The sequence below is a fragment of the Alcanivorax sp. NBRC 101098 genome (assembly GCF_001010505.1).
Classification (GTDB): Bacteria; Pseudomonadota; Gammaproteobacteria; order Pseudomonadales; family Alcanivoracaceae; genus Alcanivorax; species Alcanivorax borkumensis.
In genome coordinates, this window is sequence record NZ_AP014613.1 from 271,997 (window position 1) to 287,346 (window position 15,350).

Here is a 15,350-nt window from a genome sequence, read left to right on the forward strand (position 1 = left end):
CTGCTCCGAAGGAGCGATCATGTCCAAAGCTTTATTGATCATGGCCCATGGCAGCCGCAGTGAAACGGCGAATGATGAGTTTCGTGTGTTGGTGAATACGGTGGCAGAGTCTGGCCCCGGTGCCGGGCAGGAATATGTGGCCGTGTTGCCCTGTTTTCTTGAGCTCGCCAACCCCTCATTGATCGAAGCGATTCAACAGCTTGAACACCAACCAGTGAAAACAGTGCAGCTGTATCCTTTATTCTTTAATAAGGGAAAGCATGTAGGCAGGGATATCCCCGCTCAAGTGGAGGATGCCCGCCAGCGCTTCCCGGATTTGTCGATTGAGCTACTGGAATATTTCGGTAATGCCCACGGGCTGACCTCGTTAATTTTGCAACATGTTGGTGAGCAAGCCTAACAGGGGGCAGGGAGGTACATAGTGCTCGCTATAGCATTGGCTATGTAATCGATTTCGTATTCCCTCGCACTTGTGTTGACCTGGAAATGACTAGATCCACGCCCGGTGGTCTATTTTGGTCATTGAGGTTCCTTGTGGAGAGGGCGTAGCCTCGATGCCATCTTTATGACCTGATAGTCAACAGCGTGTGATGACGAGGAGAGTACGGTGGCAGAAGCATATATCGTAGCGGCGGTGCGTACCGCGGGTGGTAAAAAGAACGGTCGGTTGAGCAAGGTACACCCGGCGGACATGGGTGGCCGTGTTATTGATGCAGTGGTAGAGCGCACGGGTGTGGCTCCAGAGAAAGTCGACGACGTGATTTTTGGTTGCGTGAGCCAGATTGGCCCACAGGCCTTTAACGTGGCGCGCACTTCCATTATGAGCTCCTGCCTACCGGAATCTGTGCCGGGGGTTACGATTGACCGCCAGTGTGGGTCTTCCCAGCAGGCCATCCACTTTGCAGCCCAAGCAGTGATGAGTGGCACTCAGGATTTGGTAATTGCGGGTGGTGTGGAATCCATGAGCCAGCTGCCGATCGGTTCCCCGGTGCTTGCGGCGAAAGAACTGGGCAACCCGTTTACCGGTGAAATCAGCAAGCGATATCCCAGTGCAACATTCAGCCAATTCCATGGGGCTGAGCGTATGGCGGAAAAATACGGAGTGAGCAAGGCAGAGCTAGACCAGTTCGCCTATGACTCCCACAAGCGTGGTGCTGCAGCGACGCAAGCGGGTCGTTTCAGCGATGAGATCATCCCGGTACCGGTGACCCTGGAAGACGGCTCTCAGGAAGACCATGTGGTCGATGAAGGGATTCGCTGGGAAGCAGAGCTGGACGCGATCAAAGCGCTAGAACCTCTGCAGGAAGGGGGACATATCAGTGCCGCCAACGCGAGCCAGATAACGGACGGGGCTTCCGCCGTTATGATCGCCAGCGAGGCTGCGGTTAAAGAACTGGGTTTGACACCGCTGGCGCGTATTCATGCCATGGCGGTGGTGGGCTCTGACCCGACCATGGTATTGGAAGGCCCGATCCCGGCCACTGAGAAAGTGCTTAAGCAGGCCGGCATGAGTATGGCGGATATTGATCTGTATGAAGTGAACGAAGCGTTCGGCTCGGTGCCATTGGCCTGGATGAAGGCGGTGGGTGCGGATTACGAAAAAATGAACGTGAACGGTGGTGCTCAGGCGTTAGGCCACCCATTGGGGGCCACCGGCTCCAAGTTGATGGGTACGTTGGTCTATGAGCTCAAGCGCCGTGGTGGCAAGTACGGCCTGCTGACTATCTGTGAAGGCTTAGGGACGGCAAACGCTACCATTATTGAAGCGTTATAGAAGCGGCTACAGAGTAAGGGTCGAGTTCCTCATTGCTGAGATCTCGATGGAGATAAAAAAAGCCGGCCAAGGTCTCCTTAGCCGGCTTTTTTATATTGGTTGTGGGCCTGGGGTGTTGGCTCGTTATCTGCAACCTCGATAGTGAGCGCGGTACCCGGGAGTGATAGGAAAGCCCCCCTTACGACGTTGCGCTTTCTGCCTCTTCTAACACTTCCATGGCGTCTAATAATTTCCCTTCCAATTCGTCGTGCTGTTTCTTCAGGCGCGCTTGGTCACCGAGCAAGCCGTTCATTTCGTTCTTTCGATTTGGGTCCGTATATAACGCTTCATCGCCTAAAGCGGCTTCCACGGCTAGCAGTTTTTCGCTGCACTGGCCTAGCTGTTGTTCTAACTGGTCTACCTGTTTTTTTAGTGGCCGTAGCTGCTGACGTAGCTGGGCGGCTTGCTGGCGACGGGCTTTGGCATCTTGCCCATCGCTGGGTTTTTCTTCTTTCACTGGTTTGCCGTCGCGGCGGTGTTGTTGCAGCCAGCGAGCGTAATCGTCCAGGTCGCCATCGAAATGGCTGACACTGCCGTTGGCCACAAGGTAGAAGTCGTCCACGGTGGTTTCCAGCAGGTGGCGATCGTGGGAGACCATCACTACCGCGCCTTCGAAAGCTTGCAGGGCCAGTGTCAGCGCTTCGCGCATGTCCAGATCCAGGTGGTTGGCCGGTTCATCCAGCAGCAGCAAGGCGGGTTTTTGTTGAACGATCATGGCCAGAGCCAGGCGCGCTTTTTCACCTCCGGAAAAACGCCCGATGGACGCGAATACGTCATTGCCTTGAAACCCGAAGCGGCCCAGTTCGCTGCGTAATTCTGATTCGCTCCACTGAGGGTAGAAGCGCGACAGCATCTGGTATGGGGTGTCGTTGGCGTCCAAACGATCCACCTGTTGCTGGTGGAAGTAACCAATTTTCAGGTCGTCGTTTTTTTCAAAATGCCCGCCCAAGGTGGGCAGTTCGCCGACCAAGGTGCGTACCAGTGTTGATTTGCCCGCCCCATTGGGGCCCAGCAGGCCGATGCGGCTTTCCGGCCGCAGGCTCAGGGTGACTTGATCGAGAATCACGGTATCTATGCCGTCATTGCGATAGCCGCACTGCACCGCATCCAGGTTTTCCATAGGGTTGGGCAGTTTTTCTGGCTGGTGGAAATCAAAACTGAAGCCGGAATCCACATGGGCGGGGGCGATCAGTTCTAGCTTTTCCAGCGCTTTTACCCGGCTCTGGGCCTGCTTGGCTTTGCTGGCTTTTGCCTTGAAGCGGGTAATAAATTTCTGCAAGTGGGCTACTTGGGTTTGTTGCTTGTCGTGCATTTTTTGCTGCAGCGCCAGTTTCTCGGCACGTTCACGCTCGAAGTCAGAATAACCACCGGTGTATTGCTTCAGGCTATTGTGCTCGATGTGCAGAATTTGGGTGACGATGGCATCCAGAAAGGCGCGGTCGTGGGAGATAACGAGTAGTGCTCCGGGCTGCTGAACCAGATAGCTCTGCAGCCAGAGTATGGCATCCAGATCCAGGTGGTTAGTGGGCTCATCGAGAAGCAACAGGTCGGCATCGCTTATCAGTACCTGGGCTAGGTTAAGGCGCATGCGCCAGCCGCCGGAAAAACTGGAGACCGGTTGTTGTTGTTGGGCTTCACTAAAGCCGAGGCCGGCTAGCAAGATGGCCGCGTTGGCTGGTTGTTGCCAGGCATGCAAGGCATCCAGCTCGCCGTGGGCCAGAGCAATGGCATGGTTATCGCCGGCCTGTTCCGCTTTGGCCAGTTTGCGTTCGGCGGTGCGTAGGCCATGGTGGCCGTCGAGAACATAGTCGATGGCGGGCTGATCCAGCGCCGGGACTTCTTGGGCCATCATGGCCAAGCGCCAGTCGGCTGGGCAGTTAATGTTGCCGCCATCGCTCTCTAGTTCGCCCATGATAAGCTTAAATAGCGAACTCTTGCCGCTGCCGTTGCGGCCCACCAAGCCTACGCGCCAGCCCTTGTGTAGGACCAGGTTGGCGTCTTCCAGCAGCAAGTCGGGACCGCGGCGAAGGTTGATATGTTCAAGAGACAGCATGGTAAGCCTATTTGTGCCTGAAAACGGTGGCCTGCGTGCAGTGAAAGACATGCAGGAAACCGGCGCAGTGTAAGCGATGGCCTGTTTAAGCACCAACCTGCCCGAGGGCGGTAAATCAGGGGATGCCAGTGAGTAATAAAATAAAAACGGATCTGTGGCGTTTTGCGCTGGGGTGCTGGCAGGACAAGGCATTCGAGAATGGCTGCCTGCATTTGCAGGATGAATATCAAGTTCCGGTGTCATTACTGCTGTGTGGGTTATGGCTGGCGGAGGCGGGAAAGCAGCCGGATGCCCGAACCGGCCGGCGGTTGGCAGAAGTGGCCGAGCAATTCGAAGCGGATTATCTGCGCCCTTTGCGCGCGGTGCGCCGCAAGGCTGGGCAGGATGACCGGTTGCCCGAGTTCAAACGCCAACTCCAGCAAGTGGAGCTGGAAGGTGAGCGTTGGTTGCTGACTACCTTGCCCGCTTTGTGCGATAACCTGCTACCGGCAGGCAAATCGGTAGACCCGCTGAGCTGGTTATTGGTGTTGGTGCCGGAAATGGCTCAGTGCGAAGGGTTGCAGAGCGCACTTTGCCGATTGGTTGAGTTGAAAGTTTAAAACCGTGGATTCAGGTGTGATGGTGCGGCGGGAGCGTTAACGATTTGGCACACATTTCAGACGCTCTTTTGAACGTTCAACTTTGAACTTTCCCCCCTCCGCTGCCATCCTGTCTTCCCTCGTTTTATCTGGACCTCGCCCCATGACCACCGATCTCGACTTCGACCGTGACCATCTCTGGCACCCTTATACCTCCACCTCCAAACCGCTGCCCACATTTCCCGTGGCTAGTGCCAAAGGGGTACGGTTAATGCTGGAGGATGGCCGCGAGCTGGTGGACGGTATGTCGTCTTGGTGGGCGGCGGTGCATGGCTATAACCATCCCGTGTTGAATCAGGCAGCCAAGGATCAAATCGACCGCATGGCCCATGTGATGTTTGGCGGATTGACCCACGAACCGGCGGTGGAACTGGGGAAAAAACTGGTTGATCTAACGCCCGAGCCGTTGGAAAAAGTGTTTCTTGCCGATAGCGGTTCGGTGTCTGTGGAAGTGGCGATTAAGATGGCGCTGCAGTATTGGTTGAGTCAGGGGTATGCCGGGAAGGACAAATTGCTGGCCCTGCGTAACGGTTATCACGGCGATACCTTTGGCGCCATGGCTGCCTGTGATCCGGTCAACGGCATGCACTCGCTATTCAGTGGTGTGCTGGCCAAGCACTATTTTGCGGAGGCGCCGCAGTGCCCCTACGACAGTGATTTTAATACGGCGGACTTGGATTCCATTCAGCACATGTTGGCGGAGCATCACCAGGAAATTGCCGCGGTGATTCTGGAGCCTGTCGTGCAGGGCGCCGGCGGTATGCGTATCTACCATCCGACTTATTTGAAAGCGGTGCGCGCGCTGTGTGATGAGTACGGTGTGCTGCTGATCTTTGATGAAATCGCCACCGGTTTCGGCCGCACAGGCAAGCTTTTTGCTCTGGAGCATGCGGATGTATGCCCGGATATCCTTTGTTTGGGCAAGGCGATTACCGGCGGCTACATGACCTTGGCAGCCACGTTATGCACCCGCCAGGTGGCCGCAGGCATTTGTGAAGGTGAGGCGGGCGTATTGATGCACGGCCCCACTTTTATGGGCAATCCGTTGGCCTGCGCCGTGGCGAATGCCAGCATTCAGCTGTTGCTGGATTCCGGCTGGCAGCAAAAAGTGGCCGCTATCGAAGCTCAGCTCAAAGACGAACTGATGCCGTTGAAGGCGTTGCCTACGGTGGCCGATACCCGGGTGCTGGGTGCCATTGGCGTGATGGAAATGAAGGAGTCTGTCGCCATGGAGCAGGTGCAGGCGCGTTTTGTTGAGTTGGGTGTGTGGATTCGTCCATTCGGCAAGCTGGTCTACATCATGCCGCCATTCGTCATTGAAGCGGATGATTTGAGCAAGCTAACTGGCGCGATGCGGGATTTGGCTGAACAGAAATAACGGCAAGCTTGGATGAAGGAATCGGAAACATTCCAGGTTTTTTTCTTTTGAACCTTTCACGTTGAAGGTTCAAATGAATCTGGCGGGCCGTGTGGTGATCGCGCAGACAGCGAGTCTGGCCGGCACATACCGTTGAGTATCGTGCAGGGTTACCAGGAAGGGGATTTTCAGGCTGAACAGAAATTGACGCTGCGCTTCGTAGATTTTCGTGCGGGTACGGGCCTGGTTGGCGACGACGGCGGTAGCCGGGTGTTAGCGCCACACTTTGCAGGATGCGGGTGGTGGGGGCGGTGGCGCGGATATCAATGCTGGTCTTGCAGTAAGCCTCTTTTCTGTTTGCGACCAGAATCACTAAGCGCGATATGTGGGGTTTATTCAGGGAGTCGCTGCCCCTCCGATAGGCGACTCTGTGCGCTGTTTATACAGTTTCTGTATGGTTATTTCGCATGATTCTAGCTCACCCGGAATGCCGGCTGGAGCATGGTCGAACGAAAGTGAGCTGTGCTCTCGAACTTGGCATTACCGCAAAAGTGGCAAAAGTCATGTAAATTGTGATCGTATTTTGCTCTCATCGGGAACTCGATCCTGTGAAGAGGCTCAATATAGGGGGAATTCGGCATTATGCGCTTCGGGCTCATTATTACCGTGCTGTTGGTAGCGGTGCTTACGGCACTGTTTACTGTGCCGTTAGGTGGAGGCAAACCTCTACTGGACTGGCAACATGTTGAGCGGAATTGGCAACAGCCGGAAAAACTGTTCGATGGCAAAGTGTCGCCTTGGCTGGGAAAAAAGGACGAGACTGAGCTGTATCGCTGGCGTGACCCGGGTGGAAACTGGCAGTATGGCCAAATTCCACCGCCGGGAGTGTCGGTGGACCCCATTACAGTGAAGGCTCCAAGCACGATCAGCGCGGAAGAGATGCGCGGTGGCAAGGGGCTTGAGACACAACAGAAACAATAATCGTAGGCCAATTGGAGGCAGAATGAAGAAATTGGGAATCGTGCTGGCGGGTACCGTCTTGCTGGCAGCCTGTGGTCAGGACAATGCAGAAGTAAAAACGGATGACCAAAAGGCGTCCTACGCACTGGGTTTTCGCAGTGCAGAGCAAATGCGCAGCCTAGAGAGCCTGGATCTGGATGCCATGGTCGCTGGCCTACGTGATGGTATTGACGAGAAGGGTGAATCCCGTCTCGGTGACGAAGATCTGGATCAACTGATCCGCGATTTTCAGGGGCGCATGATCGCGGCTCAGCAGGAAAAACTGGAAGAAAAGGCTGGCGAGAACATGGAAGCCAGCGAAAAATTCCTGGCTGACAATGCCGAGCGTGAAGGTGTTACCGTCACCGAGAGCGGCCTGCAATACGAAGTGTTGGCTTCGGGTGAAGAGGGTGCGCCGTCTCCGACCCTGGAAGACACCGTGGAAGTCCACTATCACGGAACTCTGCCCGATGGCACGGTGTTTGACAGCTCTATCGAGCGCGACAAGCCGGCCACATTCGGTCTGCAGCAGATCATCCCAGGTTGGCAAGAAGCATTACCCATGATGAAGGAAGGCGACAAGTGGAAAGTCGTCCTGCCGCCGTCTTTGGGCTATGGTGAGCAAGGCGCCGGTGGCGACATTGGCCCTAACCAGGTGCTGATTTTCGAAATCGAGCTTCTGGATGTGAAAGGCAGTGGTGATGACGCGGAATAAACCCCGCCGTTTCACGCTTCATCAAAAAGGGCGCCTTCGGGCGCCCTTTTTGATGAAATGCCGAGGAACATTCAACGTTAAAATGCGACGAATAGGTGAAGAGAACCTACACCGTTGAATTCAAACGGCGCGCGATTTTTTATAAATCCGCGGCGTGTCTGAAGGTTACGGGCGAAGCCCTAAACAAAGTCGTGTTGCAACATCTCCACCCCGCGGTTCAACGTTCAACTCGCAATATATCCTTTATTAATGTGTGGCCTGTTGGTAAGGGGGATCTTGCTGATGGATGCTGAGGATCAGCTGGTCTTCCAGTGCAAAGCGTTCTTCTAGGGTTTCCATCAGCGCACTGATGCGTTCTGGTAGCACATCTCGTTGCGCCAAACACTGGTCTGGGTGCTCAAAATCTTCGTTGAAGGCAAGAGCTGCATCAGTGGAGCGGTCCAGCTTGGCCAAAATCTGCCGGGTCAGTGTCGGGTTGTCTCGCTGGAAATGCCGGGCTTCATTGACTAGCTCTCGGTATACCTCGAAGTAACCTGCGCTGATGTAATCCATCAACAGTTGGCAAAAGCGTTGAACCTGACGGTGTATGGGTTGTGGGTTATCGTTGGGTTGGACTGCAGAAAGCCCTTTCAAGCCCTGCATAGTGCAGAGCAGCACAATCAGCTGCTGGCGTTCATCCAGCCAAGCCTGAACCAGTGCTTCGATACGTTGCCATTGAGCCAGTGCTGCAGATGTTGAACTCGCCATTGTATTCCCTCCTTAGTGAATGGCTGAGACTGCCTTAGGCCGGTAAGCAGTGAATAGCTCGGCGGCCGATGGTTTTGATTCTTCAGCAGGGCTATTGAGACTAGGACGGGGTGAGATGGTGGGGCAATGGGCAGAAAGTGACCTTTTTGATGGGCGAGCTCAAATTGGCGAAAAAACAGCCTAACGTCAGCCACTTGCGGGCAAAGACGGATTTCTTATAAGGCGGGTATTTTTAGTGCTTTGTAACAGCGGTATGTAACGTAAAGCGCGCGTGCAGGCTGTGGGGTTGTTTACAAGTATTGCGCCACCCAGGGCCAAAGCCAGGGGAGGGCGATGGCCGTCACTAGCCCACACAAGCCCAGCGCCAGGCCCGCGAAGGCCCCGGCTTTCTCACCGTATTCGAAGGCGCGGGCGGTGCCGATGGCGTGGGCAACTAGCCCTAGCGCAAACCCCTTCACCCGATGGTCCGTGACCCTGAGCAATCGAAAGATGGGGCCGGCGCTGAGTGCGCCGACGATGCCGGTAATGGCCACAGCGCCAGCTGCTAGCGACACATACCCTCCCGTGGACTTCACCACTTCAACAGCAATCGGAGTGGTGATGGATTTAGGTGCCAGCGAGCCCACAACTTCAGGTGGTGCACCCAGCCACCAGGCCAAGCCTACGGCAATGGCGGCAGAGAGAGTGGCGCCGAAGACCGTGGCTACTAGAATGGGCTTGAGCACGCTGCGCACGGTGTGTAACTGCCGGTATAGCGGCCAGGCCAGGGCGACAGTGGCTGGGCCTAGCAAGAAAGAAATCATCTGGGTTTGTTCGCGGTATTCCTCGTAGTCTACGTTGACCAACGGCAGCACAATAATTACTGGAATGGATGCCACAAGAAACGGGTGAAAAATGGGCAGGCTGTTGCTGCGCCCGTATACCCACAGTGCAAAACGGTAGCTGGCCAAGGTTAATAGCAGGCCAAACAACGGCGTATGTACCAGTTCGGCCAGGTTATCTAAATTAGCCAGCATGGTCGTCTCCATGGGGCTTGTTACTGGCTTCCTGGTGTTTGCCGCCGAGCAGTTTTTTCAACATGAATGTGATCACAATCATGCTGAGAATGGTCCCCAACACTACGGCAACGCCTAGCGCCAGCGCATAGTCTTCATAGCGGTGCCATTGCAGCACGATACCTACTCCGAGCGGAAAAATCAGTAGGCTGATGTGTTTGATCAGGCCACCGGCGGCAGGCGCTACCCGCTGGGTATAGGGGGCGTTCAACAGCAATGCCAACAATAGCAGTACCATGCCGACCACAGAGGCAGGCAAGGGGATGCCGGTGAGGCGAATAATGACCTCACCGAAAAACTGGAACAGTAAGAGAATCAGCAAGCCATCAATCATGGCGGGCTCAGCGGGTCAGGGGGCGGAACATCTGAATCAGGCCGACGAGCAGCAGCCCAGCAAACACCACCATGGACCAGCCTGGCAAGCTCAGCCCCAGAAAGGACCAATCCATTTCGGCGCATTCGCCGGAGCCGGCCAGCACTTGCTGAAGCACATTCTGCAGAGGGAAAACCTCTAGCATGTAATCCAGGCCGGGGCCGCAGGCAGGCACCTGATCGGCGGGCAGATTCTGCAGCCAAATGTGACGAGCGGCGACTGCACCGCCGCCAAGGGCCGCTAGGGTGGTCAGGGCACCATAGATGCGCACGCCAATGTTCTTCGGGCCATGCAGGCTGGCGATGAGCAAAATCACGGCCCCGGCGATCACGCCGACGCGTTGAAAAATACACAGCGGGCAGGGCTCGAGCCCATCTACATGCTGCAGATAGAGCGCCCCGACAATGGCCGCGAGACAGGCCAGAAAAGCGAGAGCATTAAGCGGGCGTGGAGCAGGAATAATGGACGACATGGGCGGCTCTTTTCGTCGAGGGATCGGCGAAGGGTAGGCAAAAGCGGCGGTGGCAGCAAGGGGCTTTTCGATAGCCCGTTAACGCAGGGCGCCCGGTGCATGAAGAGATGCTTGCGCTCCACGGCTGCGGTCTTCGCCTGCAAGCATTGTTTTCCACGCAAGAGGTCAGAGTGAGTCTGGACTCTTTTGCGGGAGCGGCGTCAGGCTTTCTTGGTGCTTTCTTGCCTGCAGGTTTCAGCCACACCAGGCATCACTTCCGGTTTAGAGACATGCCGCTGTTGCACGGTTTACATAGCGCGCGAGTCCGCATTCTTTTTGTGCAAAAGCAGCAGGCGCGATTCTACTGAGGTATTAACGGTGGGCTGTACAGCGGAGTGGGTCGCAATGCAATGTCATGTTGATTGCTGGCGGCGGGTGAGGTGGCCGGCGGCCGACTTCCGCCCTACGGTTGATACATAGGGCGGATTCGGATCTCGAGGGAGCTAATCGTGGAAGTAATCCGCTAGATATTCCTCGAAGGATTGCTGATCGGCGGCTTCGCCTGCGGCTTGTTCGGCCAAGCTGTCGGCGGCCAGCGCTTCCAGCTGCTGGTTGGTGGCGTCGCAACGCTGACCGGACAGGAAATGATCGCGGTGGGCCAAGGCCTGCTCCATGGCGAACTGGAAAAAGCCCTGATTACGGCTCTCCAGTTGTTCCAAAATCTGTGCAGACGGAGTGGCACTGGGGTTGTCGACTTTTTCCTGTTGGTGCGCCAGCGCCTCGGCATAGTTGTTGCCGCCGTGGGCGCGATCAAACAACTCGGCGATGGGCTGCATTTGCGTCAGTTTTTCTGATGCCCAGTTTTTTAGGCTCACCGACTTGCCCCAGTTGTATAGCTGGATGTCGGTATTTCGACCGTCGTAAACCACCTTGCGCAGGTTTTCCTTGCTGGCATGCAGGTCGCATTTTTCCAGTTGCGGTGATTCGCGCAGCAGGCAATAGGTGGCAAACAGATCCAAGAACCGGATTTCTTGTTGGTTGATGCCCACCGGCTCGAACGGGTTTAAATCCAACGCACGGATTTCAATGTACTCCACGCCGCGTTCTTGCAGCGCTGTAGTGGGGCGCTCGCCGGGTTTGATGGTGCGTTTCGGGCGGATCGACGAGTAGTACTCGTTTTCGATTTGCAGAATATTGGCGTTGAGTTGCTGATACTTCACGTTGCCATCGGCGTCGGTGACTTTAACGCCCATTTTTTCGTAGGCCGGCTCCGGGGTGTTGATGGCATGAGTGAGTGTGCTGACGTATTCATCCAGATTGTTGTAGCTAATCGCCAGCGATGATTGGGCGTTGTTCTGGTAGCCCAGGTCGCTCATACGCAGGCTGGTGGCCTGGGGGCGATACAGGGAGTGATCGAAGCGCTCCAGCAAGTCGTGCTCGCGCCCGGCCAGGAAAGAAGCACACAGCGCGGGTGAGGCCCCGAACAGATAGACCAGCAACCAGGAATAGCGCTGGAAGTTGCGTGTTAGGTCGAAATAGCGACGGGAAATGTAATCCTGTAATGGGGCGTTATCACCTTCCAGTTGCTGGTTCAGTTTCCAAAATGCGTCCGGGTAGGAAAAGTTGTAATGAATTCCGGCAATGGTTTGCATCTTGCGACCGTAGCGGTGGCCGAGCCCTTCTCTGTACACCGTTTTCATACGGCCCACGTTGGAGCTTCCATATTGCGCTACGGGTACGTCGCTGTCTTTGCCGATCATGCAGGGCATGGAATTCACCCACAGCACTTCATCGCCGATATGGCTGTACACATAGCGGTGCAGTTGCTCGAGAAATTCAATGGGCTTGTGCAGCTCGGTACTCGGGGGCGTAATAAATTCCAGCAGGGCTTCAGAATAATCCGTGGTGATGTACGGATGCGTTAGCGCAGAGCCCAAGGCACGAGGATGTGGCGTTTGCGCCAGGGTGCCATCGGTGGTGATGCGCAGGCTTTCTTTTTCGATGCCACGACGGATGCCGGCCAAGGTGGCTGCGGCATCTGCATTCAGCAGGGCATGAATTCGCTGTTCAAGATGCTTCATGGTTGGGACCTGTCGTGCGACCAGTCAGATAAGGGACCGGCCGCGGGTGTGACGGAATTCCGACAATCATGGGGCAATAGAATGACGCTGAGAAGTCGCTCCACTCAGGAGCGCTTCTTGCTGTCTTTCTTCTGCTTCTCTTCCTTAGCTTTGGCAAATAGGTCGGCGAAGGTGCCGCCGCCGCCCTGGGGCTGGCCGCCAGCGCGTTGAGCTCCACCATTACCACCGCCACGGCGTGGGTTATTGCCTTTGTTTGCTTGGTTGGCGCGGTTGCTGGTGGGGCGTTGGCCGCTGGGTTTCTCCGTGGGTTGATCGCCCATGCGCATGGTCAGGCTGATGCGTTTGCGGTCTAGATCCACGTCCAGCACTTTCACTTTAACGATATCGCCGGGGGCGACCACTTGGTGCGGATCTTCCACGAATTTGTCGGCCAGTGCGGATACGTGCACCAGTCCGTCCTGATGAACACCCACATCTACAAAGGCGCCGAAGTTGGTCACGTTGGTGACGGTGCCTTCGAGGATCATGTTTTGCTTGAGATCCTTGAGGGTTTCCACCCCTTCCTTGAGAACCGCGGCTTTGAATTCCGGGCGCGGATCGCGGCCGGGTTTTTCTAATTCACTGAGAATGTCGGTGACGGTGGGTAAGCCGAAGTTATCGTCGGTGAAGTCGGCAGCGTTGACCTTCTTCAGGAACGGCACATCACCCACTAGATCCTTTAGGGGGCGGCCATGCTGCTCGGCAATTCTTTCCACCACCGGGTAGGCTTCTGGGTGAACCGAGGAGCGGTCCAGCGGGTTTTCGCCGTTCATGATGCGCAAGAAACCAGCGGCTTGCTCAAAGGTCTTGTCGCCTAGGCGCGGCACCAGTTTCAGGTTGGCGCGGCTGGCAAAGGCGCCGTTCTTCTCTCGAAACGAAACGATGTTGCCGGCGATGGTGCTGTTAAGGCCGGCAATACGGGCCAGCAAGGGGGCGCTGGCGGTGTTCACATCCACGCCCACCGAGTTCACGCAGTCTTCCACCACGGTATCCAGTGAGCGGGACAATTTTACCTGGCTTACGTCATGCTGGTACTGGCCAACACCGATGGCTTTCGGATCGATTTTTACCAACTCGGCTAGTGGGTCTTGCAGGCGGCGGGCAATGGATACCGCGCCACGGAAAGACACGTCTAGTTCTGGGAATTCCAGGGCCGCCATTTCCGAGGCAGAGTAGACCGAGGCGCCGGCTTCAGAAACGATAATTTTTTGGATCGGCTGATCCTTGAGCAATTTCACCACTTCGCCGGCCAGCTTGTCGGTTTCCCGGCTAGCAGTGCCGTTGCCGATGGCGATCAATTCCACGCCATGCTGTTTGCTCAGCGCAGTCAGCTTACTGAGGGACTGATCCCACTGCTTCTTTGGCTGGTGAGGGAAGATGGTGGTGTGTTCCAGCAGCTTTCCGGTGGCATCCACGACAACCACTTTCACGCCGGTACGCAGGCCAGGGTCCAGGCCCATGGTGCATTTAGGGCCGGCGGGGGAGGCCATCAACAAGCTTTTCAGGTTACGAGCGAAAACCTGAATGGCTTCCTCTTCACCCATTTCACGCACTCGGCCCAGTAATTCGGTTTCCAGATGAGTGTTGAGTTTGATCTTCCAGGTCCAGCGCATCACTTCTTTGAGCCAATCATCGGCGGCCCGGCCGGCGTGCTGCCAGTCCGCTACGGCAGTGACCATGGCTTCGCAGGGATGCGGTTGAGCATTTTCCAACTCTTCCGGCAGCACCATTGAGACATGCAAAATGCCCTCATTACGGCCCCGAAACAGGGCCAGTGCGCGGTGGCTGGGGATCCCTTTGAGGGTTTCGCTGTGATCAAAATAGTCACTGAACTTGGCGCCGTCTTTTTCCTTGCCTTCCACCACTTTGGCCTGAATTTGGCCTTTGTCCCAGAGGAAGGTGCGCAGGCGGGTGAGCAGCTCGGCATCTTCAGCGAAACGCTCCATGAGGATCTGTTTGGCACCGTCCAAGGCGTCCTTGGCGGTGGCAATCTTGTGTTCCTCGTTCAAGTAACCGGCGGCTAGTGCTTCCGGGTCCTGGGTAGGATCATCTATTAGGCTGTTAGCCAGCGGTTCCAGGCCAGCTTCGCGGGCAATCTGGGCGCGGGTACGGCGCTTGGGCTTGTAGGGCAGGTAGAGATCTTCCAGCCGGGTCTTGGTGTCGGCAGCCTTGATGGCTTTTTCCAGTTCAGGGGTAAGCTTTTCCTGTTCGGTGATGCTCTTCAGGATGGTCTCGCGGCGTTCTTCCATCTCGCGCAGATAACGCAGCCGTTCTTCCAGGTTGCGCAGCTGGGTGTCGTCCAGCCCGCCGGTCACCTCTTTGCGGTAACGGGCGATAAAGGGGACGGTGGAACCTTCGTCGAGCAGGGCAACGGCAGCGTTGACCTGGCGTTCCTGGCAACCGATTTCTTCGGCAATAATCTGTTCGATACTACGCATGATATATCCTGACGGCGTACGGTCTGCAAGCGTGCTGCGTGCAAGCGCTCTTTAAATACAAAACGACCGGAATCATAGGGAATGAATCCGGTCGTTGATAGATTGACTTGTAAAAGCGGCTGTGGCTGCGGTGAAGGTCATGGACACTTGGTCAGTGCGGGTTATGGCCCGCAGACGATCACTTAGGCCAGAGCTTCATTGATTTTGGCGACCAGTTCCGCTTCCTGCGGCGGCTTCACCACATAACCGAAGGCGCCTTGCCGTTCGCCCCAAACCTTGTCCGTTTCCTGATCTTTAGTGGTTACCAGAATTATCGGGATGCTCTCGGTGACAGGGTCGCGGGTTATCTTTCGGGTTGCCTGGAAGCCGTTTAGCTCCGGCATAACCACATCCATAAGGATCAAATCGGGGTGTTCCTGTTTGGCTTTTTCAATTCCTTCCATGCCGTTGCTGGCAGTAACGACATCATGGCCCTGGCCTTGGACAATCTTAACCAGATTGCTCCGCTGGGTTGGGGAATCGTCCACCACAAGAATTTTGGCCATGCTGCTCTCCTCAAGCCGGTATTGATCCCATCGGCTGTTTTTTATA

14 protein-coding genes are annotated in these 15,350 nt (G+C 55.9%); 6 read left to right on the top strand and 8 right to left on the bottom strand.

Annotated elements, in window-relative coordinates; all coding sequences use genetic code 11:
- The first annotated feature begins 19 nt into the window (after window positions 1-19).
- Together AS19_RS01280 and AS19_RS01285 are read left to right on the top strand one after the other, a co-directional pair.
- Complete coding sequence (locus AS19_RS01280) at window positions 20-400, top strand: sirohydrochlorin chelatase (protein WP_011587548.1); 381 nt, start codon at window positions 20-22, stop codon at window positions 398-400.
- 207 nt (window positions 401-607) lie between these two features.
- A complete protein-coding gene (locus AS19_RS01285) occupies window positions 608-1,774 on the top strand; it encodes an acetyl-CoA C-acetyltransferase (RefSeq protein WP_011587549.1) in 1,167 nt (388 codons plus the stop codon).
- A gap of 178 nt (window positions 1,775-1,952) precedes the next feature.
- On the opposite strand, the gene AS19_RS01290 is transcribed toward AS19_RS01285, so the two are convergent.
- Entirely contained in the window at window positions 1,953-3,866 is a 1,914-nt protein-coding gene (locus AS19_RS01290; RefSeq protein ID WP_041704685.1) for an ATP-binding cassette domain-containing protein, read from the bottom strand.
- A 122-nt stretch (window positions 3,867-3,988) separates the two neighbouring features.
- Here AS19_RS01290 and AS19_RS01295 point away from each other — a divergent pair, with 122 nt between their 5' ends.
- The 4 genes from AS19_RS01295 (at window position 3,989) to AS19_RS01315 (ending at window position 7,575) form a co-directional block, all read left to right on the top strand.
- Window positions 3,989-4,465: a TIGR02444 family protein gene (locus tag AS19_RS01295; protein WP_011587551.1), complete on the top strand. Its 477-nt coding sequence runs from the start codon at window positions 3,989-3,991 to the stop codon at window positions 4,463-4,465.
- Window positions 4,466-4,607: 142 nt separating this feature from the next.
- The gene (gene bioA / locus AS19_RS01300) at window positions 4,608-5,882 is read left to right on the top strand and encodes an adenosylmethionine--8-amino-7-oxononanoate transaminase (protein WP_011587552.1); all 1,275 of its coding nucleotides are present in this window, start codon (window positions 4,608-4,610) and stop codon (window positions 5,880-5,882) included.
- A 621-nt stretch (window positions 5,883-6,503) separates the two neighbouring features.
- Window positions 6,504-6,842: a DUF4124 domain-containing protein gene (locus tag AS19_RS01310; RefSeq protein WP_011587553.1), complete on the top strand. Its 339-nt coding sequence runs from the start codon at window positions 6,504-6,506 to the stop codon at window positions 6,840-6,842.
- Between the two features lie 22 nt (window positions 6,843-6,864).
- Complete coding sequence (locus tag AS19_RS01315; protein WP_011587554.1) at window positions 6,865-7,575, top strand: FKBP-type peptidyl-prolyl cis-trans isomerase; 711 nt, start codon at window positions 6,865-6,867, stop codon at window positions 7,573-7,575.
- 246 nt (window positions 7,576-7,821) lie between these two features.
- On the opposite strand, the gene rsd is transcribed toward AS19_RS01315, so the two are convergent.
- From rsd to AS19_RS01350, 7 genes are all read right to left on the bottom strand, one after another.
- Window positions 7,822-8,322, bottom strand: a complete 501-nt coding sequence (rsd, locus tag AS19_RS01320) for a sigma D regulator (RefSeq protein WP_011587555.1) — start codon at window positions 8,320-8,322, stop codon at window positions 7,822-7,824.
- Between the two features lie 290 nt (window positions 8,323-8,612).
- Window positions 8,613-9,338, bottom strand: coding sequence for an LrgB family protein (locus AS19_RS01325; RefSeq protein WP_035458968.1), 726 nt, complete (start codon window positions 9,336-9,338; stop codon window positions 8,613-8,615).
- Complete coding sequence (locus AS19_RS01330; protein WP_011587557.1) at window positions 9,328-9,711, bottom strand: CidA/LrgA family protein; 384 nt, start codon at window positions 9,709-9,711, stop codon at window positions 9,328-9,330. Before AS19_RS01330 ends, AS19_RS01325 begins: the two co-directional genes overlap by 11 nt.
- Window positions 9,712-9,718: 7 nt before the next feature.
- Complete coding sequence (locus AS19_RS01335) at window positions 9,719-10,222, bottom strand: disulfide bond formation protein B (protein ID WP_011587558.1); 504 nt, start codon at window positions 10,220-10,222, stop codon at window positions 9,719-9,721.
- Window positions 10,223-10,704: 482 nt separating this feature from the next.
- Window positions 10,705-12,282: a glutamate--cysteine ligase gene (gene gshA, locus AS19_RS01340; RefSeq protein WP_011587559.1), complete on the bottom strand. Its 1,578-nt coding sequence runs from the start codon at window positions 12,280-12,282 to the stop codon at window positions 10,705-10,707.
- A 104-nt stretch (window positions 12,283-12,386) separates the two neighbouring features.
- Window positions 12,387-14,759 carry a Tex family protein gene (locus AS19_RS01345; protein ID WP_011587560.1) on the bottom strand — a complete coding sequence of 791 codons (2,373 nt, stop codon included), beginning with the start codon at window positions 14,757-14,759 and terminating at the stop codon, window positions 12,387-12,389.
- Window positions 14,760-14,941: 182 nt separating this feature from the next.
- Complete coding sequence (locus AS19_RS01350; RefSeq protein WP_011587561.1) at window positions 14,942-15,304, bottom strand: PleD family two-component system response regulator; 363 nt, start codon at window positions 15,302-15,304, stop codon at window positions 14,942-14,944.
- Window positions 15,305-15,350 lie beyond the last annotated feature (46 nt).

Excerpts from the sequence above, each read along its gene's own strand:
- AS19_RS01325 (WP_035458968.1), bottom strand. The coding sequence starts at position 9,338 with ATGCTGGCTAATTTAGATAACCTGGCCGAACTGGTACATACGCCGTTG.
- AS19_RS01330 (WP_011587557.1), bottom strand. The coding sequence starts at position 9,711 with ATGATTGATGGCTTGCTGATTCTCTTACTGTTCCAGTTTTTCGGTGAG.
- bioA (WP_011587552.1), top strand. The coding sequence starts at position 4,608 with ATGACCACCGATCTCGACTTCGACCGTGACCATCTCTGGCACCCTTAT.
- AS19_RS01315 (WP_011587554.1), top strand. The coding sequence starts at position 6,865 with ATGAAGAAATTGGGAATCGTGCTGGCGGGTACCGTCTTGCTGGCAGCC.
- AS19_RS01295 (WP_011587551.1), top strand. The coding sequence starts at position 3,989 with ATGCCAGTGAGTAATAAAATAAAAACGGATCTGTGGCGTTTTGCGCTG.
- AS19_RS01290 (WP_041704685.1), bottom strand. The coding sequence starts at position 3,866 with ATGCTGTCTCTTGAACATATCAACCTTCGCCGCGGTCCCGACTTGCTG.
- AS19_RS01350 (WP_011587561.1), bottom strand. The coding sequence starts at position 15,304 with ATGGCCAAAATTCTTGTGGTGGACGATTCCCCAACCCAGCGGAGCAAT.
- gshA (WP_011587559.1), bottom strand. The coding sequence starts at position 12,282 with ATGAAGCATCTTGAACAGCGAATTCATGCCCTGCTGAATGCAGATGCC.
- AS19_RS01310 (WP_011587553.1), top strand. The coding sequence starts at position 6,504 with ATGCGCTTCGGGCTCATTATTACCGTGCTGTTGGTAGCGGTGCTTACG.
- rsd (WP_011587555.1), bottom strand. The coding sequence starts at position 8,322 with ATGGCGAGTTCAACATCTGCAGCACTGGCTCAATGGCAACGTATCGAA.
- AS19_RS01345 (WP_011587560.1), bottom strand. The coding sequence starts at position 14,759 with ATGCGTAGTATCGAACAGATTATTGCCGAAGAAATCGGTTGCCAGGAA.
- AS19_RS01335 (WP_011587558.1), bottom strand. The coding sequence starts at position 10,222 with ATGTCGTCCATTATTCCTGCTCCACGCCCGCTTAATGCTCTCGCTTTT.
- AS19_RS01280 (WP_011587548.1), top strand. The coding sequence starts at position 20 with ATGTCCAAAGCTTTATTGATCATGGCCCATGGCAGCCGCAGTGAAACG.